The organism is Ureaplasma miroungigenitalium (assembly GCF_025780085.1).
GTDB classification, from domain to species: domain Bacteria; phylum Bacillota_I; class Bacilli_A; order Mycoplasmatales; family Mycoplasmoidaceae; genus Ureaplasma; species Ureaplasma miroungigenitalium.
In genome coordinates, this window is record NZ_JAOXHL010000001.1 from 19,604 (window position 1) to 42,043 (window position 22,440).

Consider the following 22,440-nt stretch of genomic DNA (forward strand, 5'->3'; position numbering starts at 1 on the left):
CATATGCTTATATTATTTTAACACAAAATTATATATTTAGAAACCTAAAAACATTTTATAATTAATAACATAGTGGAGGTTTCTTATGCCCTTGTATTGAGTTATTGGTTTTTTAGCATTTTGTTTGTTAACTGGTTTATGTGCCATTATTAGTATGTTATGAATGCATATTAATTATCGTAAACAATATCACCGTTACTTGCAAACCCTAATTATTAATCGTCAAAAATTTGATGATCGTTTTTATAAAGTCTTCTTAGCTGAATCAAATATTTTCAAAGATGCCAAACCTCACTCTAGTGCAATTATCAATGAATATCGTTTCAGTATTAATGATCAAATTAGTTTATTAAATGACCAGTTAATTATTTTTGCTCAATTAATTACCAAGGGTTATATTTTTAAAGCCTTCAAATATAGTCGCCAACTAAAACAACAGTTTCAATTATTAGCTGATAATATTCAAACATTTGATAACGCCTTATATCAATTTTGAGCATCTTTTGATGAAAATGATGATCGGATTGTCAACCACTACATTACTAATAAAAAAATTGATCAAATATATAATGAGTTCAGTCATAAATACAATTTAAACAATGACCACTATTTAAAAGCAGCTAATAACTTACGCGGACTAATTGCTGATTTAGAAACTTACAAACAAAAACACGAAAAACAAAAAGAAGCCAAAATTAACAAACTAATTATTAGTACTATTAAAAATAAATTTCATTTATTGAAGAACTTAATCTATTTAATTAGTACTATTAGCCATCTGTGCACTCGCCATAATGATTTAATGAAGTATTTACTATCTTCCTACAAGAGTGATCAATTAGATGCGTATTTCATGTTAAATAACGAATGAAACGTCTTTTGCCGTCAACAGTTCTATGAATATGTTAAAACATCTAAGTTTCAATTAATTTTCAGCGAATACCTATGTCGTTTAGAAACCTTTTTAGATACGTTGATACCTCAAGTATACGAGTATTATAAAACCCAAGAAATCTATCAAGCTTTTAGTGAACAGATTACCAACTTACTTCCGATTATCCACCAACATTTATTAGTTATTGAAAAAGAAATGCGAGAAGCTCATATTCTATGACAAACAATTGATTATCCACGTGTGTTCAATCAATTAGAAACAATGATGATTAATGTTCAACGTTTAAATACACAATATACAACTGTGCAATGGATTCCTGAATATTCAGCTTTAATGAATATTTATCATTTCATTAATGACTTTAATCTTTTACAAAATGCTTGAAAACAGTGAAATGAACAAATCCAACAGTTAAATCAACAAATGCAAACTATTTATCATAAAGTACACGAAAACTTGTTTTATGTTCAACAAATATATGCTTTAAAAAACCAACAAATTGTTTTATTAAAAGATGACTATGAATTTTTAGTGAAAATACAAAAAGATTTAGCTGCTAAGAATTACAGCTTTTTAGATGATGCTGTCTATATTATTAGTTATTTAAAAATTATTAGTGAACGTCTAGAATTTACAAAAATGTATGCTAATTTGATTATGCACCAAATACCAATTTGAGCGAACGCTTGCCAAAACTTTTTTGATGATCACAATTTAACTTATACAGCGATTAACAACCACAGTGTAAAAGAACAATTGGATTTAATCCAAACACATCTAGAACAAATTAATCAATATAGAAACAAAAAATAACACTAAAGTGTTATTTTTTTTGTTTTAAGAGTTCTAAAAATAAGAATAAATGATCATCCATATGGTCGGTTAAGGCAGAAATTAAATGTAAGTACAAACGGTTATAAATAATCTTTTCTTGATCTTGAATGATCTTAGGGTGATCATTCATCTTTAAGAAGTTATTCATCCAGATAACTTGTCCTTCAGTATAACACAATGTTTTAGTTAAAAAATAAGTGACTCTGAAGTATTTTGTCTTGTTATGTCATAAACCATGTGTTTTCTTCATAAAGAATTTTTGGTGAACAACAGCAAAGATGATTAACGTCATGTTTTTTAAACATAAACCATATACATCCTTATGACTATCTTTGGCCTCATATTTAACTCATAATAATTGATAGAAACGTTTTAAGTATTGATGATTCTTAAATTTCTTTGTTAAAAACGTTTTTTTACGGAAGGTATAAGGGGTTAATAAGATTTCTGATAAATAAGCATATCATGGTGTTTGTAAAGGGTTAATCGAAGCTTTATTTTTAAGTGGAGAATGGTGCACAATAGTATTTAATAAATCACACAAACCATACATGCTAATCGATTGATTCTCTAAAGCATGTAAGAAGATGTCTACATTGTTTTTTAAATAACTTAAAGCATGTATTTTAAATTCATCTAAATAAATCCCTAAATAATAAATTAAAGATTCACTCCCTGCAGTTTCCATGCATTTTAATGTCGCTTTATCAAATCACTCATTGATAAAAAAACGCGAACTCATGAAAGTAATCATTTGATGAAAGAAATGTTTTTGAATACTGAAATTAACATGTTTTAAATCGATTTGTAGTTCACGGAAGAAGAATTGAACAAATAAATCAGCGATAGCATCATTATTAATTAATTCAAAGAAGATAGCTTTTCAATCGTTAATTAAATCATATTTTTTTAGTAAATAAAATAGACTTTTTAAAAACTGGTTATGATCATTTTCTAATCAAATACGATAAATGGTTGGATCGTGTACGATCACCGCTTGATAAAATTTCTTAATTAAATTTAAAAACTTATTATTATGTGAGAAAAATTGAATTAATTCATAATGCTGTTCTTGAGTAATTTTAAATGAGGGTAATGCAAAACGGTCTTTTAAAAAACCGACAATCATTCAATGCAAGAAGCGTCAATTTTTAATATTGCGCACTAAAAAATTAAATCCATTAGTAATTTTACGTCGTGAGTTAATAGAATCGACTTTTTGGTAGACTTGGATTAAATTGCGTAAAATTTTACCAGTATTTTTTAATCAGTAAAAATCTTGGTTGATTAAAGATAAATCAAAGTTTTTAGCAACCAAATTAAATAACTCTTGTAAAGAGCCGAAAGGTCATTTAATCAGCTCGTCAATATGACTTTTAGCACTTAAAAATTGTAAAGTTAATTCATGAACGCTTTTAAATAAATCAGCTTTATATAAAGGGATGGGTTGATTAATAGTATTGCCCAGGTGTTCAAATACATAAATCAGTCAATCTGCCCACAAATTAGTTTCCTGCATTTGATCAATAAAACGTGCTACATCCGCTCGATGAGCATCTAGCAACGGATCAATTTTATTAGCTGTAAATAATTTTAAAATACGGATTATTAAACCAGTTAAACTAGCATTAATTAAAGAAGTTTTATCGCAAATTAAATGTTGCAGATAATTAAAACGACGTTTAACTCAACTAATCAGGTTTTGCAGCATTTGATCAATCACATAGGTGTATGGATCAATTTGGGGATCATAAGAGTTGTGAAACAGGGTTTTAAGAATGATTTCCTCACAAAAAGCTTTTGCTTCACGTAAAAGCAGTAAATCATTAAAAATGATCTCTAAATGTTTAAAAATTTCTAATAAATTGCGTGCTAGTCCGGGATGATTTAAGGCGTGGAAGTTAATGTATTTAAAAAATAATGTGAGAAGAATGTTTTGTTTTTTAGTTGTTTTATTGCCATTCAAAAAAATGTGGTCTAAAAATAAGCTAATTTTATCTTTAATCGCTTGCACATCATAGTCTTTTTGCAATAAGACTTTAAAAATAACTTCTGCTAAAGTCGGATGGTTTAGTGGTCGCACTAAACTTTTTTGATCATTATTCATGCGCGCTTTTTTATAACGTTGTGAAGCTTGATAAATCAGAAAATTATCAAAGAGTTTAAAGCCGACTTCATGATCATTTTTGATCATGCTAAAGTTTTTTAACATGTGTTGAACCACTAAATAGAAGTATGGTTGAAAAGTTTGCTTAATAATTGGTCAAGCCTTTTTAAATTGGCGATTATATAGCAAATATATCAAATCGTAATGCATTAATAAATTATAAATATGCACTAGAAATAAAGATAAGTTTGTCTCGTTGATCACTAAACGTTTTAAAGCTGTTAAATATTTAATGACCGGACTGGTATTTAAACCTCGAACTAAGTCATCTGGTAATACAAAAATTAACAGATTAAAGATATTTGACCACCACGCATCATTAGTAATTAAACGGCTAATTAATTCATCAACATGTTTATGGTGAAATAAGTATTGGTTAACTTCAAAAAGGGTAATAATCTTGTTGTAAATATCAGTTTGCGATAAGATGTATTTTTGATATTTGAAAGTTTGGGTAACAAACAAGTTTAAATAATGTTGAAAACCGGCATTATTTAAAATCGAAATAATAATGCTTTGGTATGTTTGCTTGATGATTTCATTGTATTTTTGATTGAAGAAAATATATAAAATAAAATCAATGATTTGCAGATTACTCTTTAGGTGTTGAATACTCAACATGAAATAATGTTTTCATTGATGAGCGTTTTTTTGCACGTAAGGGTGTTTAAAAACAATTTCGATTAAAGCATTAAAATGCGGGGCGTGAAAAATGGTTTGCAAGATATTTTGTCAAAATAATTGTTCACCAATATATGGCTGCTTATTTTTGATTTGAAAATTGGTTTGCATCATAATCATTCAATCAGCTCATAAACCACTTTGAATAATCTGGTGCATTAAACTATAGCCTAATAAAACATCGTTATCCTGTTTAGCATTGAAGAAAACATATAATAGATTATTGTGAAAATCTTTGATGAATAAACTAAAAAAGTTTTCTAAAAGATGGACAAATCCATTTTTATATCGTCGTAATGAACACATGTACAAATGTGTTAATAAGGCATGTTGTTTTTCGTTGGCATATATGAAATCTTGATATTTTTCAATCAGTTCATTTTCCTTGTCAAAGACATCAAGGTGTGCAAACGTCTGCATGATTTTTGTTTGTGTTTCTTCACTTAAAGAAAATAATTGTTGATAACAATTGTAATCAGATGATAAATAACGTCTAGTTAATGGTTCGGTTCAGATTTTTTGATAAAAGTGCAAGTCTATGCTTGTTTTTACAAATAAGTCAAAACCCATTTGCAAATAAGCTTTATAGCTAGGGTGCAAATCATAAAAGGCTGGCTGAAGGACATCTAGGTGTTGGATATATACCTGACGTAAAGGGTTAATAAAGTGGACATTGGTATTTTGGGCAGTGAGTTTGATAACATTCATCAACTCATCTCACAATTGTAATGACAAATCATCTTGTTCATCAAAACTTGTTCATTGATCAATTAGTTTGCTTAGAGCTCCAAGTGGATTTAAATAACCGATTAAATAAATTTGAGTGTCAGGGTTGATTTTTTGAATAGTTTGGACTAATTGCGTATAATTAGCGATCATTTGTTGTTTTTTTAAATATAAGTTATCAAATAACAAATCAAACGCTGTGATTTTATCAGTCCGAGTTTTAATTAAATGACCGATGTTCTTAATTAATTCAAAATCAATGAAATCAAATAACCCTAACGAAATAGTTAATACATCAGCTTGCTCAATCGTTTTGATTAAGTTGTTATAATGATAATCACTAGTATGTTCGTATACCGGTTGATCATATAAATAAAATTCATTAATATAGTTTTTTAAATGTTGATCAAATAAAGGTTTACGAATATTCGTTCATTCGTTTAGGAAACTAAAATAGTTATATCCTTGTTCATGTAAATATAAATCTGTTGGTTTATTCAGTAAATACAATCAATCAGTAATCTTAGCATGCAATAAACCTAAATTATCATACGATTGGACATCACAAACATTATATTTGCGTCAAAAATAGACTAAAAAAGAAGCATATGAAAGTCCTTGGAGATCATTGTTATGATAACTACCAAATAATTCATATCCTAATGAGGGATCATAACCAGAGGCATAACTATCACCAATGGCTACATAGCGAATTTTTTGTTGATCTTTGTGGTTTTTCATAAGGCTTCCTCTTAGTAAATACCATTAACGTTTTTGACGGTTAATTGGTCGTCCTCGTTTAATAGATTCGAAGATATAGTTGACTTTGTTGTGGTTGTAATTAGTTGTAATTTCTGGACGTAAATGTGGTTTAGAACGTCAACATGTAATAAAGTAAATATAATCAAAATCACGGTAAGTTTGTTCAAACTTATAAACCGATTTATTTGATGAATAATCACCGAAAATGTTATTTCAAACACGGTTTTCACCGTATGCTGTTTTCCCTGATAAAGCTTTTCCGACAATTCCGATTCCATTCGCTCCTCAGAAGGCATTTCATCAGACCCCACCAGTTACCCCTCTGAAGTATGTTTCATGGGCATATCATAAAATAGTTAGGGTTAAACGGAACATCGCACGGTAGTATGGACTTTCATCTAAATATGTAAGATTTGGATTGTTTCTAAAGAATTCTTCATCAGCTTTTCACATTTGTTCAGCTAAAGTTGTAATAGCTCCTAAAGGGTCAGAACCAGTAATTCCTTCAGGTGGTTTACCCTTAGCAATAATTTCGTTAAGGAAATTTTTCTCAACTAAGTTACGCTCGTGTAATCCATTATATAATGGTTGGTCTGCACTCAAGTTTTCATATTGTGTTAGTGGTGATTTTTCGAACACTAAATTAATTAGGTTAGCAACATAAATAACATGGATTTTGCGATCATCATTATGCACGTATGTTGTGTGAGCTAAAATTTTAGCAAATTGTGTTGTATCACTAGTGATATAAAGACTAATGATGTCAGAAATCTTTTTAATATTAACTTCATCAAAAGTAGCTAATTTTTGCTCTTTGAATAAATCTTGGATTAATTCAATTGGTTTACGTAAAAAGTCAAATTCCTTGATGTGTTTCATGACTTGAACAATAAAAGCTGCTACGGTTTCGATATCTTGTTCATTTGTATTTTCAAGTTTTAGCTTGTTGAACATTAATAAAGCTAAGTATCGTGTAGTTGGTTTTGAAATAACAAAATCAACAACAAAATCAAAAATATCTTGTTTTAAATGTGCTTCATAGTTATGACTAATAAAGTTGTTTAATACTTCTTTATAGTTCTTATTCATTAATAAATCAGCATATACGTTTTTATATTTGAAAACATCATCAATTAGCGAGTTCAGAATTTTTTGTAATAACGCTGAGTCACGGAATCATGAATAAGCCCCTTGAATAAAGCGGCGCGTTTCAGTATCGGAAACTCCTGTTTTATCAACTAATGTTTGCGTGAATTTGTTTTGTAAAACATCAATCACATAACGTGAAAGAGGTGCTGATTTTAAGAATTTATTAATTAACCCTTTTAATGTTGTTTTTAATTTAAGAACGTTGTCTTGTTGTTTTAGAACATCAGTTTTTAAAATATAAGCGATTGTTTTAAAGACTGATGTTAATGGATCAGCTTTGTTATTTTGATTGGATTCGGTTGTTGATGTATTATTCGTTGGTTTTAATAATACAGGGTCGAAAATTTCCTTGTATTTTTCATAAGGAATTAAACGTAATAAAACGTCTAAGAAATCAATTAAATTCAATTGGTCATATTTAACTAGTTCAATGGCTTCGGCAATGAAATCTGGTTGTTTAACTTTTTGAACAAAATGTTGATCAAACAAGTTTTTAAAATTGGTATCTTCATCGATAATAGCGTGCATGTTATCTTGTAAGAAAGTTATTCCAATATCAAGAGTTTTGTTAACAATTTGTAAATCAAAAATATGAGGTACAAAGACTAAAATTAAACGAGCAATTTTGTCGTGGTCATCCTTTGATAATTCAGGTAATTTTAAGGCTGTTTTTGTCGTTTTAACAAATGCTTCACTTAATTCTTGAATAATAGGACTATTTGGACGTAAGTGTTTACTAATAATTTTCTTTAATGAAGAAATTACTTCTGTTTTGTTTAATTTAATAATTTCACTAATCAGCGAACCTAAGCTATTGATGTTAGCATACAAGTTAGCATCATCAATAAACTTATCAACGAAGCGTTTCAATTCATTTGTCAGATCAGTAATTAAATCTTTGTTTTTAAAGATGCTAGCAAATAAATGTTCATAATCAGCTTTTAATGGTTCTAATAAAGGCACTTGAGTTGTTAAAGTATTGGCTAATTGAACGCTTAAAGCATCAAACATATTTGACAAGAAGCCGTTTTCACCCATGGCTTTATTTTGCATTACATCAACTAAGGTATGAACAATTTGTTTTCCTTTGTTTTTCGCATCAGTTGAAAGATTATAAGCTAATAAAGCATGTATATAAGCATAGTATTCATTAACTTTACTTAATGGTTGGTGTTCAGCAGGGGTTGTTGGTGATGGATTATCAGTTGGTTTCTTTAATAATTCTGTAAAGTTGATTTCGTTAATAACCGCGATGACACCGTGCGTTAAAACGTGTACATCTAAATCCGTAATTTCTAGAATTTGTAAAACATCAGCCACCATGCTTGCATATTGTGTTTGACTATTAAAACCTAAGATTTTTTGAGCAAATAATTTTGTTGATTGCGTTTTTTGTTCAATCATATCTTGGATATAATGAATGTCAGTACTTGAAGCACAAATTTCTAAAACATTGTTCAAAATGTTTTGGTAAATAAAGGTTTTTGTTAAGTTTTTAGAAATCGCTTTGATTAGTGTTTGTAAATCTACGAAGTTTTGGTGCAGAATTTGATCTGGACATTTTTTAGTAACTACATTAAAGACAATATAGCTTAATTGTTCACTAATAACATCATCATCTAAAACACTACCAATAATCTGGTTAATATCGGTTTTTATAGTTTCTTTATGGTGAGCAAAAACGTAATTAATCAAACCGTAAATATCTGTTTGGTTTTGATAATCAACTGCATTCTCTACAATGAATTGAACCAGGTGAACAATTAATGATTGAACATTTTGATCGTTATAAACACGTTCAAAAATTTTGTTAAATAAATCGGTTTTTTGTTGTTCATCTAATTGAATAATAGCATCTAAATTAACGTTTAAAATCAACTTGCTAATAGTATCAACAAAGTAATTCTTAACACTAGTATTAGCAATCACCGCTTCTACAATTTTACTAATTAAATGATGGATTTTTTGGACAGTTGAATCTGTTAAATATTTGTTTTTTGATAAATTATTTAAAACACCAAAGACTTGTTTTAAAATTTCAGAAACATTTACTGACTCATTAGTTGTACTTGGTGTTTCTGAGGTATTTGGTTGCAGCAATTTCAAAATCTTATTAAGATCAATGTGTGGAATAACAATACTTAATATTTGTTCTATTACACCTACATCTAAATCTTCAAAGGTTAGAATTTGTAAAAGGTTTAATCAATTTTCTAATTTATTAAAATCATTAGTTCAGAAGTTTTTTAAACTTGTTGCGTCTTTTTGTAAGAATTGGGCAAAATTATTCTTAACTAAGGTTAATAATTTAGTTAAGTTATCATTATAAAACTCTAAATGAGGAATTTTTTTAACAACAAGATCTAATTGTTTAATCAACTGACTCTTTTCACTATTGTTCAAAGGATCACCGATTAAAGAGAATTGATCAACTAATAAATCAAAAACTTGTAGGTCTTTTAAATTATTAAAGATAGCTACAAAGAAATCTTTAAGAACATTATCATTATTAGTCAAACTGTTTTTAATGAATGCTGCTAAATAAGCGTTTAAATCAATTGCTGTTTTGTATTGTTCTTTATGTTCAATCAACTCGTGTACAAAGCTCTTGACCAGGTTAATAAACGCAACATTAATGTCTTTGTTCTTCGTGAAAACATGATAAAGATTAAGGAATCATGCTTCATTTGTTTTAACGAAATCACTCTTAGCACTTAAATTTTTAATTAATTGATCATAAAATGGTTGCAGCTGATCAGATAACTGGTTATGGTAAGCGTGTGCAGGCTCAAGGATTGCTAATAATTGGTCAATGATTACCATTAGCTTTTGTTGGACTTGCGGGTCTAAATTAAAATTATTAAAGGCATTAAGATATTTAAAGATAACTGCCATGTAATCAGTTGTTGTCGCTGATGTTGATGAACCTGATTGGTCTTTGTTTTTTTTGATTTTTTATGAACTCAAAAATATTAACATCAAAGACAATGCCAAAAATTAAATCAGTACAATCTTGAGCGCTAATTTTCTCGTTTTTCAAAATTTCTAATAATTGGTAAGCAACATTAAGTTCTCTAACATCGATTAACGATACCACATAGTTGATAAGAGTACGGTTGTCTTGTAAATAACCTTCCATACTTTCTTTGTCGCTGAATTTTTTCAAGATTTCATCAAGACCATGATTAACTAGGGTTAATTGATCTAAATTCGTTACAACATTTTTGATGAAATTAGCTAAACGTCTGATTACAGGCGCTTCTTGCGTAACATCAAAATGTGGGTTAATTTGTTTAATGATAATACGTGCAGCTAATAATCAAAGATCAGATTTATTTTCCAGATTTTTAATGTATGCATAAAGTTTGTTTTTTAAATCCAGACCAGCTTTATTCGTATAAAGATTAATTAAGTTAACTAAGTCTGTGGCGTTTTTTAAATCATTGTGAGCGGTAATGAAATGTTCAATTAAAGACATAAAAATCGCTTTTAAATCATCATTAATTAATTCTTCAGCCACATTAGCTAATGTTTCTTGTGGAGTAATTGGTAAATCTAAACTAGTAATAATTTCTCTGATTGATCTGTTATTTAATAATGGACTAATCAGTAATGCCTTAAAGTTTTTACTTGTAAATAATTCGTCTAGTAAATAAGTTAAGATTGTTTTGATTTTTTCTGGTTGTTGTTCAAATAATTCTAAACTAGCTAATTTTGTTAGAATCCGGAAAATTAAATCATTTAAATTATCTGGTTTTTTGATGTTTGATGTATTTGACGTTGTGTCATCTGATGATGGTGTATCTGCTTGCGGTTGATCTAAATGCGCGATAGCAATATGGATGATATTTTTAAAATCTTCTACACTTAGATCATCGTATTTAACTAATTCGAGAACTTCGACAAAATCCACTAAATTATTCATTAATAAATCAATAAATGGTTGTGCATTAATCGGTTTATTGGTAATTAAATTAGCTAATAATTCTTCTGATAAATTAAAGAATTTCTCGAACAGGTTATTGTATAAAGCTAAACTTGGCAAGTGGGCCAAGACTTTTTTAATTGTTGTTTTAAAGAAATCAATTTCTTCTGGTGCAAAAGTCGTTAATTTTTTCGTTATTAAACCAAAAATTAAGTCGACAAAACTGTCATTGATTTTCGTATTAGTAATAAACAGTTGAATGATCTTTTGGATATTATCTTTCAATTCAACTTTTTTGTTTTTAAACAAAATGTGAATTATGTCTTCTAATCCATGAATTTGCCCATACTCTGCATGGTTATCAAATAAATCATTGATAATTGTGCTGAATAAATTTGTAATGTTATCCAGTAGGGCGTGATCATTAAGAGCTGTCTTAATCAACATTTTAACTTGTTGGTTAATTCGAGGGTCACTATGGTATGTGATTTGTTCTAATAAACCACTGAAAACAGCATAACGTTCTGTATGACTAATGATAGTTTCATTTTTTAAATCATCGAAAATAAAGTTAATTGTGTCCTTGATTTTTTGACCAGTAGTGTCCTTAAATTCTTGAACAAATAATTTTTGAATCAATTCGACAATGAAATTCATTGCTTGGTTAGGCGTTTCTTGTTCATTAACTTCATGACTAACTTCGTTATTAGTTTTTGGTTTAATAGTGAAGTTTAAACGCACTTTAAAAATGATTGTGTTAATAACATCAGCGTATTCTCGTGCAGAAATGCTGGAATTAATATTGTTAATTAAATCAGCAATTTGTTGTGGAGTTGATAGATTAACAGCTGTTAAAAGATCTTTAGCGAATTTACTTGCATCATTGCTTAATAATTGTTGAATCCGGTTTGGATCAGCTAATAAGTTAAATAATTGATCTATTAATTGATTAAAGACGTCTAAGTTAGTAATGGTATGAATGGCTTTTTTAACAAAGTTTTTTAAAGTGTTTTGATCTTCGATAGCCAAACCTTTTCATGTTTTGTCCTTGTTAATAAGCGGAATTAGTAAGCCAAATACAAAATCAAGGATGACATCGTTATTTAATAGATTATTTAACAAGTTCGTTACTCAATTTTTTAATTCTGTTTTGTTTTCGTTGATCAAAGTACTGATCATACTTAAAAGGTTATCGGCTTTGTTAAAGGCTTCAGGATGTAAGAATGTTTGATCAATGATTTTAGTTAATAAGGCTGTAATATCTGATTTTTCAAACAACGTATTAACTAAATTGTTAATAATTGTTTTTTGTTGTTCAGGATCATCTTTAAAAATAGACAAATTAGCATTAGTTAATAAAGTACGAATTTGGTCGCTTAATAATTGTTTTAAATTAGTTGCATTTAAAGCTGTTTGTACAATATGAATAATGATTTCTTTGACTTTTTGTTGGTTTTGTTTAACTAAAACACTCGCATTTTCCACTGATGGATTTAAGTATGGTGAGTTCAATAATTTTTTTAGTGTTTGGAAAACTAAATCTAAAACATCAATGTGTTTTGTTTGATTGCCACTAGGTGTTGTGTTGGGGTCATCTGGTTTTTTGCTAATAATTTTTTGTCAATCTAATTCGTTGATTACAAAAGTAATAACTTTCATTAAATCGACATTTTTAATCTCTTGAATTTCAGCTAGTTCTAATAAGTTTGTAAATTCTGGAAGTAATTCGATAACATTAGTTAAAACATCACGTTTGAAATCTTCCAAATTAGCATCTGGGTTGTGAGCTAGTGCTTCTAAATGATTTGTAATAATACTAAATAATTTACTTTGGATTAAGGCAAAGATTTTTAAATCATTCACGTTCTTTAATAATGGTTTAATTACGTTAGTTAAAGCTTGTTTAACTTCCGTAGACATCGGGTTTTTCAAAGGCACATAATCATCAATTAAAATGAAGACCATATTAATTAAATGGTCATTAATAACTGGATCTTTGAATATTAAACCAACTATATCACTAATTCCTTGTTGTAAATCCGTGCTATTGATTTTAATTAATGTTGTTAATAGATTTGATCAATGATTGTATTCATTAAACTCTTCGTTGAAATCGATAAAATTGGCAATAACGTTTGTTAATAATTTACTTAATGTTGGTGAAGGGATTAATTTTTTTGACCCCAAATCAACAACCTTGAATAAATCGTTTCGAATTTTCTTTAAAAGGGGGTCATTTTGTTTTAGTAAAAAATCACCAAAACGGTTAATAACATAATTAATTACTAATTTAATTAAATTGTCACTTTCTGGAGTTTCAAACAACGTTTTAATGATTGAAATTAAAACAGTTTTTAAATGGTTTTTTTGGTCTGGAGTAAAATTCTTTTGTTTTAAACCGCCAATAAATTGGTCTAAGAAGTTATTTACTTCGAATTTATCTGATTTAAAGATTTTAATAATAAGAGGTATTAGCCCATTATTTAAGGCGTTATGAACCACTTTTGAACTTAAAATAGTAATTAATGCTTTTTCAAACTCTTGCGCACTAATATCCTCTTGGCTTAAGATAGCAAAAAGATCATTAACTAAATCAGCTAAATCGATTTTAAAAATATTAAAATCATCTTCCACTGGTTGTTTTTTTGTAGATTGGAAAACTTTGTTGTAAAATAGGGGATCAGTTAAGGTATTAAAAATATTTGTACTTAGTTTTTCAAAACTAGCTAATGATGTTAAACGTGCCAAAACCTTAGCAAGAATGGTTTGCACATGTTCATTTGTTAATATATCACCAAAATCATGATTAAAAGTGAATTTAATGGTATCTAAAATCGCTTGCCGACTAGTTTCGTTTTCTACTAGTTGTTTAGCCAAAGCGTTGACATTGTCAGCAATTTGAGTTTTATTGTTTTTAACTAAAGTAGCTAAAAGTTGTCCTAAATCTTCATAGTTGTAATAAATTGATGTGTGGTCAAATAAATCATCGACTAAAACATCAATGATATTGTTTAAATGATTGCTGCTTTGAATTTGTTTTAAAATTGCATCTAAAGCTGTTTTAATTTCTTGAGCGTGTTCATTTTCTTTAAAGTTAGCTTGTACTAACATCTTTGTCACTAACTCTGAACCTAAAAAGTGTTTTAAAACAGCTTTAATAATCAATTTAGTTTCGTTTACATTTTGGATGAAGACAGGAGAAGTTAATAAAGCTTTTAGTGCACGCACTAGACTTTTCGGATGGAATAAATTGTTTTTAAAGGCCTCAATAAAATCTTGGTAGCTAAGATCATAATTAGGATTAGCTGCCGCCTTTTCATCAATTTCTTCTTGGATGCCTACGAAAATATCGTCTAAAATTTGATTTTCAGTAAATAATTTAGCTAATTTAAAAAAGTTTGTATGTCCTTGAACGTCCTTGTGACTTAAAAACTCTGTTTTAGCTGCCACATCTTCCATTTTCATGCTTTTTAAAACATCTTGGAAAAAACCAAGCATTTGATCAATAATTTCAGCATGTGATAAAACTCATGTTTTAACTACTAATGCAGTTTTGTTTTTATATTTTAAACCTTGTTGATTGATCAAATCATTTTCGTTATTGGTTTTTGTTCATAATCCACTGTTGTTATTACCTACGATAAGATCAATAATAGCTTTGTTTGAATAATCACTAAAAAATAATTGTTGATTAAATTTCTTAGCATCGCTCTCAATATATTCGTCTGTTCAATCCTCAATATCATGTGGGTCAAATTTAACTGTTGATGTATTGATAGCTAATTTTAAAAGGATGTCTTGTGCCATCTTTTTATAACCTAATTCAGTTGGGTGAATATCAAATAATGATCGAGTGAAAACGCTTTTATTCTTATGTCATACATCGTGGTCAAAAACACTGATGTAATTAACTTGAGTATTTTGTGCAGCTTGAGCTATAGCGTTGTTTAATCCGTTTAACAAAAAGTCAGAGAAAATTTGGTTATCTTGATCTTTGACATTTAAAAGTTTATTAAAAATCGATTCTCAACGAAGCATTGGTTTTGGATAACCAATTAAGTTAATTTTTAATTCGGGATTAATCTTTTGTAAAATTTTAACCAACTTTGTTAAATTAGTTGTTAAAGTTGCTAACTCTTGAATAAATAATGGTTGGTATTTAGCAAAAATGCTTACAATTTGACTTGGTTCAGCCATAACCTCTTTCATCATACTTGTAAAGTTATTGCTTAAAATGAAATCATTCGCCCCTAAAGTTAGAGTGATGAAGTTAGCTTCTTTAATTTTAGTTGTTAATTTTTTTGTAGCTTGTTCTACTTCTTCAGCACTTAAAATTTCGTCATTAAATATTTTTGGATCAAAATATTTCAATAAACGATTTTTATATTTGGCGTGATCATTTTGATCTAAAGCGTAACCGAAACGCAAGTGGTTACTTTCAACTCCACGCACATATTCATTATCACGATCATTAAGTAGATAAAGTCATGACGCAACTGTTGAACCAGTAATAGCAGCATTGTCATAGCTAGCTACTACTTTCGGGTTTAAACGTTGAATATAGTCGATTAAAAATGCTGGATATGATAAACCACTAATCTTATTATCAACTAATTCTCCAGCTAAATCACAAGCTAAAGTATCATTAAAACCAGCTGTGATAGAGTCACCTAAAGCTAAATAATTAAGTTTTTGCTTTGGCAATTCTAGCGTTTGTAAACTAGCAGCAGGTTTGATTCCCTTTTGATTATTATTTGGTTTTAAATCATCCACATTGTCGTCCTCACCAATTTGTTCGATTATATCTTTTTTATTTTTTCCTAATTGGTCTTTCTCTTTTTCAACATTTTTCTTATTCTCGTCAATAGAGGGTTGTTTATTGTCTTTATTAGTTTTCGAACAACTCGCCGCAGCAGCTACAAGTGATGTCGCAGTCAGGCTTATTGTCAATCCTAAGGAAACAATTTTCTTCTTTTTAGTCATTAGTTTGACCTCCTTATATTAGAGAAGTTGCGAACAACTTTAATATCTTATTATTTTAGCATAGTTTCAATTTTAAAAAAAAATTTTTAAAATACGCTCAATATATTATTCTAATATATTGGTCTTTACGTGATGGCTGATAGTCAAGTTTAAGGCGTTTATGAACCATGTTTGTATAAAAAAAGAAGAGTTCATTACTCTTCTTAAAATAGCTTAGATTGATTACTTTCGGCGAGTTTCTTTGCTTATATCATCATGGTCAATATACATATCAAAAAAGACAGGTGCATGATCACTTGTAGTTTTTCGTACTAGAAATTCCACAAACTTAACCACTTGATCTCTATCCTCTTTTTTCATCGTTTTTCTAATTTGTGGATCATCAAATTGTTTTCATTTAGCCATTAAAGTCGCTTTTTGTTCATCTGTATATCTAGCCTTAACTTTTTTACCATTCGGCTTTTTAATTATCCATTCATTTAACACTTGCATACGAATTTCATCTGTTACAATGTTATAAATAGGATTCCCGATTTGTCATAAATCAAACATTTTAGCATTTTCAAAAATAGGTTGTTCGGCGTTATTTAAACTTTGGTAATCAGTTCTTAAAAATAACTTGTCATAAGCTGAAGTATATTTTGAAAAACTAACACCCAGAGATGTTTTTAAGGAAGCTGATAAAAGACTTCGATAATTAAGTGGAGACTTGCTCAAAGCCCCAAAAGCAATGTTAAAATTTTTACCTTTAACATTTGTATCACCAGTTAAAATGAGGTCTTCATTTTGTCCATCAAATTTGTCAAATAAACGCATGACAGTGGATAGATGATAAGCTTCATTCAACTCTTTTGTACCGTTCTTGTATGCGTATTTATAATCTTGTTTTCTTGCAGCTTTGTTTTTAGAATCACCCGGAGAATCAAGGTGGACAGCCAAAATAGAAAAATCATTTTCACGTTTTTTATCAATTAAAGTGATACCATATGGTGTTCGTGAATAAGTGATTTTTGTAGCTTTTTGTTTTGCGTGATCAGCGGGATTAGCTGATAAAATAACTTGGTCCAATTCATAAGGCGTGTTAGTTTTTTTATCTTTAAGAAAATAAAATTCCTGTTTAACATCAAATACATTTTTTCGATAAATAAAAGCTACTCGTTCTTTTTGAGTTGCAAACTTAGGACTATATAGTTCGTCACTAAGGATATACGTGTAAGGATTAGTTGGATTTAATGTGTTTAATGAATCAATAATTTTGGTAACCGCTTGATCTTGCACGTTGTATGCATTAATCTCTGTTAATGCTATAACGTCCAAATTTAAATAGTTAATTGTTTTAGCTAAAAGTAAGTTTTTTAATTCATTTGTGCCACCCTGATTTAACACATTTCAGTGGCCAATTCGTCAATAATTGGGATTTTTACTTAAACGTTTTGCTGCGTCAAGTGACGGCATCGGTCCTTGATCATCTGTGATGATCGTAGATTCATCCTGTGAATCATCTTCATCCTCATCAACTATTTCGTCTTCATTTTCAATTGATATGTCTTGATCGTCGATTTGGTTAGATTGATCACCGTCGTTAATATCGTTATTGTTTACTTGGGCATTATTTGTTTGCTCTTTCGGTTTTTTAGTCAAAAAACAACTAGTAGCTAAGGTGAGTGGTAAAGCACACGTTAGTCCTAATCCTATACTTAATAAAACTTTTTTATTGAGTCGTTTTTTCAGTCGTTTCAGCATTTTTTTTGTCCCCCTCTTTAGTGTCTTTTTTACGAGTGGATTTGTTCATTAAAACAGCAGCAGTTGTAATGGTAGCAATGAACATGGAAGCAACTAAAACACCCGTCACAATGCTAACAATTTTCTTTGTATTAATTGTCTTCGACATAATTGTCTACCGTTTCGATAATTGCTAGTAATTTGTCTTGGAAGAAAGTGTTAATAGCATGCAGATTTTCTTGATGTGATTGACTAGTTTTTTGGCAAGTAATCAATGAATCAGAGACACATTTAATACTAATTCATTCAATAAAATGAGCGTGTGCCACATGCGCAATCGCTGCTAACTCCATATCAATTAAACTCGGTTTAATAGACTTGATTAGGGCATGTTGTTCATGATCGACAAACATATCACTACTTGCACAAGGTAATTCAGTTGTTTGCAATAATTGAGCTAATTGATAGCTTAAATTTTTATGTGGCAAGAAGTTAACTGGCTTGCGTGGAATTTGGTTTTTTTCATATCCAAAAGCAGTTAAATCCACATTCATATATTGAGCACTATTAACAACGTATGGCTTTAATACTTTAGCATCTGGGTGATTTGTACCGCAACTGCCCAAATTGATAATAAAACTAACATCAAAATGGTCTATTAATGCTGTTGTGGCCATTGCAGCATTAACTAAACCAACATCTGAAAAAACTAATACAAATTCTTTACTTTGCATTTTAAAAACGTAGTAATTTGTATTATTAAAACGTTTAATTTTGTAGTGACTATTATTTGCTAAAAAGTAACTAATTTCATCTTGTAATGCGACAATTAATCCAATCATTATTTTTGACTCTTTTCTTTTGCACCATAATTGATGACTTGTAAAAATTCGTTGTTTGGTAATTTTATTTTACCAAAACATTGATCTTGATATTGATCTATTTCTTCAAAGACTTGATCTAAATCTGTGTAAACTAATGATCTTAAAGCATGTAAATTAGGATGATCATCAATTGTTCTGTGTGGTTCAATTTTATCTGCGACAAATAAAACTTTATCAAGTAAAGTTAAATTATCTGTGTATAAATGCGGCTTTGTATGGCGGATTATAGCGTCTAGAATTTCATAATCAGTGAAATGATATTGAAAATATAATAAAAAAGCAGCATTTGAGCCGTGTTTAATGGTTCATGGTAGTTCAGTTAAATCAGCTGAATAAGTCGCATAAAAATCATTCGTCATTTTTTCGTTTAACGGTTTTAAAAGATCATGATACAATCCAGCTACATACGCTCGACGTGTTTGCAAGGGATCATATTTTTGCATAATTTCTGCACATAATTTAGCCACAGCAAACGAGTGTTTAATACGTTTATAATCAATTTCAGTTACATTTTTTTTCGTTTTAACAACATGTTTTTCTAGCAAAAAAACACCATATAAACCGTTGTTTAATAAGTAATCAAATGCTTCTTTATCCATTTGATCAACTCAATTAAATGATGTTTTGATGGCACTAGATGATACAGCGTTGTATTTCAAATCATACAGTGGAATGTTGACATTATCTAACAAGTAATTTTCACAAGAACACGCGTTTTTGCATTGCTGATTAACACATAAACCTAGACGTTTAAAACCAATAATTTTTGTTTGTGATAATAGCGTTTGGTATTTTCTTCATGTGGTAAAACTAATTAAATTATCAGTTCCCATAATTAAATAGAACTGAGCACATGGGTACTGTTGTTGATAAATTTCAAGAATTTCATGACTATAAATCTGCGTTTTTTTAAGATTAGCTAAATTAATTTCACAATCAGATAAAAAAACATTTTTTAAATCTTTGATTTGCATTTTAATCATTGCACAACGATCTTCATAGCTCGCTAGCACATTTTTTTGTGTAGCAATTAAATCGTCGCAATCGTATGGTTTTTGTGTAAATTTATTAGCAGCTAAAATTAAATGAACTGGTGTTTCTGAGCCTAACAATTCTTGTGTTTTCTGAATCATTTCCTTGTGAGCATAATGAAACATATCGAATGCACCAAAATAAAGTACAATCGATTTTATTTGTTTATTAATAATCCTCTTAGATGATCGCATGTGAGCTTAATTTTACTCCTACATCTTCATGAACAGAAACGCTAACTTCACGCGCTTCACTATTAATTGAAATTAACCCAAGTCCAGCAATATTGATATTGTGTTTTTTATTATGATCCAAAACGAACGTGTGTGTTTTTCAACGAATATTTTCTTGAGCATAATGAACTTTTAATTCTTTATCTAAAAGCTCGTTGGCTAGATTTTTTTGAATATATTTTGTTTGCATACGCTTGAAACCAACATCTGCATTAACATAAAAACTGAAATTCGTTTGTGCGCCACCCAAATATGAAACATAAACTAATTTATTCAACATAATAGTTTGTTGAGGTGCTAAATAAAAATTACGAACCAGTGATTTTTTAAATACAACTTTACTATTATCTTTGTTATTCACATAATTTAATATGTTTTCCGGGAATAAAACCCCAGGAGTATCTAAGACAATATTGTTACGAATTTTAATTTTTAAAATATTAGTTGATGTATTGATAAAAGAACTGGTCGTTAAAACCGGGGGTAATTTATTAATCATTAATAAACCATTGATTAATGATGATTTACCGACATTTGTTCGTCCAAAAAAGATTGATTTTTTCCGTTTATCTGTTTGCATTTGAACAATTTCATTTAAATTCTTTAAACTTGAATTTGATTTAATTGAGCAAAATAAAATATGAGGACGTTTAAAGCCATGTTCTTCTAATATAGCTACAATATTTTCTTTAACTAATGTTGCATTATAGCTTTTTGGCAATAAATCAATCTTGTTAATTACAAAAGTAATTTGTGATTGATAAGGTACTAATTCATCAATAATTGTGTGTTCTAAATCAAAAATATCTAAAACCATCATAATATGTAGATTTGTAAAATCAATATCTTTTAAGACGTCATTAATTTTTTGATCTATTTTAATAAAGTCTTCTTTTACGTTGTAATTTTTAATTTTAAAACAACGTTGGCATAGATTTGTATCAGAATCTAAGGGTTTTGGAGTATAGCCAGGTTGGTTTAGTTCGTTTGTTAAGAAACTACCGCAACCTTTACATTTTTTATTGGTGTTCATAATTGTTCTCTTTTTTAAAGTATATTATTTAATTATAATAGGAATACCTATTCATTTGATTCTTTAAAATCTCATCATTCCTGATTGCGAATCATTTCGATTTCCTCTTTATATGGAGGTAATTCACTATTTTTTGGTCCATATCATGGTGTTTCAAGAATCTTAGGTATATTGTTTAATGTTGGATGATAAATAATATAAAGTAAATTGTTAAAACCAATTTTACCATAACCTAAATTCTCGTGGCGATCCTTGTGACTACCCAGAATATTTTTAGAGTCATTAATATGTAAAACTTTGATGTATTCTAATCCAATCAATTGGTCGAAACGTTCTAAATAAGCGTCAAAAGAACTGCGCGTTAAATCAATACCACTATCGAACATGTGGCATGTATCTAAACAAACTCCTATATTTTTTTTCGATTTTATTTGACTGATAATTGTCGCTAATTCTGTGATATCAGCTCCAATTTCACTACCTTTACCAGCCATAGTTTCTAAACAAATACAAACGTTTGTATCTATGGTTTTAAAAATCTCGTTTAGCATATTTATTAATAATTCTAAACCAATTTCTAAACGTTGATTTAGACGTGAACCCGGGTGTAAAACTATCTTGTTAATCCCCAATGCTTCGGTTCTTTGAATTTCTTTGATTAAAAATTCTTTAGCTAATTCACGTACCTCAGGTTTTGATGAGCATGGGTTAATGATATAAGGGGCATGCACAATTATGTTATCTAACGCTATCTTGTTTTGTTTCAACAAATCATGTGCTTCTGCTACTTTTAATTTGTCAATACTAATTCGGCGTGTATTTTGCGGTGCTCCAGTATATATCATAAATGTATTACTCTTGTACTCCAGTGCCTCACGCACTGCGCCTAGAAAATAGTCATTCGCCTTCATACTAACATGACTGCCAATTATTAAGTTATATGTATTCATTTAATCACGATCCTTTGTATCAATATTATAATATAAAAATTTTTAGAACATTAAAGAGATGCCCTTTAATAAATCAAGTAAAAAATTATTTAAAAAGACATTTTAAGTATGTATAAACACAAAAAACGTTTTGCCATAATTTAATTAGGAGTTGGTTTTTGTGTTTCAATACACCCTAAATTTATATAAAAAATATCATTTTTTTAGTGGCTATGTCATTACTGATCCTAGTCAAATGTCTATATTAGAAGTACTAGCTTATATTTTAGAACCCCATAATCGGTGCTCTGCAAAAGTGTTGAGTTTTAAAATTAAGAGTCAGCAAAAGATTAATGATTTGCGCGCTGGTGATTTAATCATTGTTAAAGCAGAGTTAGTTAATTCGGTAGATAAAAAATTCTTTGTTTTAATTGATTACGAAAAATTAGAACTTGTTATCTAAAAACATTCAGCATTAAAAATGT

General features: G+C 29.0%; 11 protein-coding genes. 2 read left to right on the forward strand and 9 right to left on the reverse strand.

Going from position 1 to position 22,440, the window contains the following annotated elements:
• The first annotated feature begins 85 nt into the window (after window positions 1–85).
• Complete coding sequence (locus tag OF376_RS00100) at window positions 86–1,708, forward strand: hypothetical protein (protein WP_263821522.1); 1,623 nt, start codon at window positions 86–88, stop codon at window positions 1,706–1,708.
• 10 nt (window positions 1,709–1,718) lie between these two features.
• On the opposite strand, the gene OF376_RS00105 is transcribed toward OF376_RS00100, so the two are convergent.
• The 9 genes from OF376_RS00105 to OF376_RS00145 all read right to left on the reverse strand — a co-directional run bounded on the left by OF376_RS00105 (window position 1,719) and on the right by OF376_RS00145 (window position 21,976).
• Entirely contained in the window at window positions 1,719–6,044 is a 4,326-nt protein-coding gene (locus tag OF376_RS00105) for an SGNH/GDSL hydrolase family protein (RefSeq protein ID WP_263821523.1), read from the reverse strand.
• 24 nt (window positions 6,045–6,068) lie between these two features.
• A complete protein-coding gene (locus tag OF376_RS00110) occupies window positions 6,069–10,109 on the reverse strand; it encodes a hypothetical protein (RefSeq protein WP_263821524.1) in 4,041 nt (1,346 codons plus the stop codon).
• The gene (locus tag OF376_RS00115) at window positions 10,093–16,122 is read right to left on the reverse strand and encodes an SGNH/GDSL hydrolase family protein (protein ID WP_263821525.1); all 6,030 of its coding nucleotides are present in this window, start codon (window positions 16,120–16,122) and stop codon (window positions 10,093–10,095) included. The genes OF376_RS00110 and OF376_RS00115 overlap by 17 nt, the downstream gene beginning before the upstream one ends.
• 222 nt (window positions 16,123–16,344) lie before the next feature.
• Entirely contained in the window at window positions 16,345–17,865 is a 1,521-nt protein-coding gene (locus OF376_RS00120; RefSeq protein WP_263821526.1) for an endonuclease/exonuclease/phosphatase family protein, read from the reverse strand.
• Window positions 17,834–18,013, reverse strand: a complete 180-nt coding sequence (locus OF376_RS00125) for a hypothetical protein (protein ID WP_263821527.1) — start codon at window positions 18,011–18,013, stop codon at window positions 17,834–17,836. The genes OF376_RS00120 and OF376_RS00125 overlap by 32 nt, the downstream gene beginning before the upstream one ends.
• Window positions 17,997–18,686, reverse strand: coding sequence for a 5'-methylthioadenosine/S-adenosylhomocysteine nucleosidase (gene mtnN, locus OF376_RS00130; RefSeq protein ID WP_263821528.1), 690 nt, complete (start codon window positions 18,684–18,686; stop codon window positions 17,997–17,999). The genes OF376_RS00125 and mtnN overlap by 17 nt, the downstream gene beginning before the upstream one ends.
• Window positions 18,686–19,954, reverse strand: coding sequence for a bis(5'-nucleosyl)-tetraphosphatase (symmetrical) YqeK (yqeK, locus tag OF376_RS00135; RefSeq protein WP_263821529.1), 1,269 nt, complete (start codon window positions 19,952–19,954; stop codon window positions 18,686–18,688). Before yqeK ends, mtnN begins: the two co-directional genes overlap by 1 nt.
• A complete protein-coding gene (gene rsgA, locus OF376_RS00140) occupies window positions 19,941–21,026 on the reverse strand; it encodes a GTPase RsgA (RefSeq protein ID WP_263821530.1) in 1,086 nt (361 codons plus the stop codon). The genes yqeK and rsgA overlap by 14 nt, the downstream gene beginning before the upstream one ends.
• A gap of 47 nt (window positions 21,027–21,073) precedes the next feature.
• Window positions 21,074–21,976 (reverse strand): deoxyribonuclease IV, encoded by a 903-nt coding sequence (locus tag OF376_RS00145; RefSeq protein WP_263821531.1) that lies wholly within the window; start codon window positions 21,974–21,976, stop codon window positions 21,074–21,076.
• A 160-nt stretch (window positions 21,977–22,136) separates the two neighbouring features.
• Between OF376_RS00145 and OF376_RS00150 the strand changes: the two genes are divergently transcribed.
• A complete protein-coding gene (locus OF376_RS00150) occupies window positions 22,137–22,418 on the forward strand; it encodes a hypothetical protein (protein ID WP_263821532.1) in 282 nt (93 codons plus the stop codon).
• Window positions 22,419–22,440 lie beyond the last annotated feature (22 nt).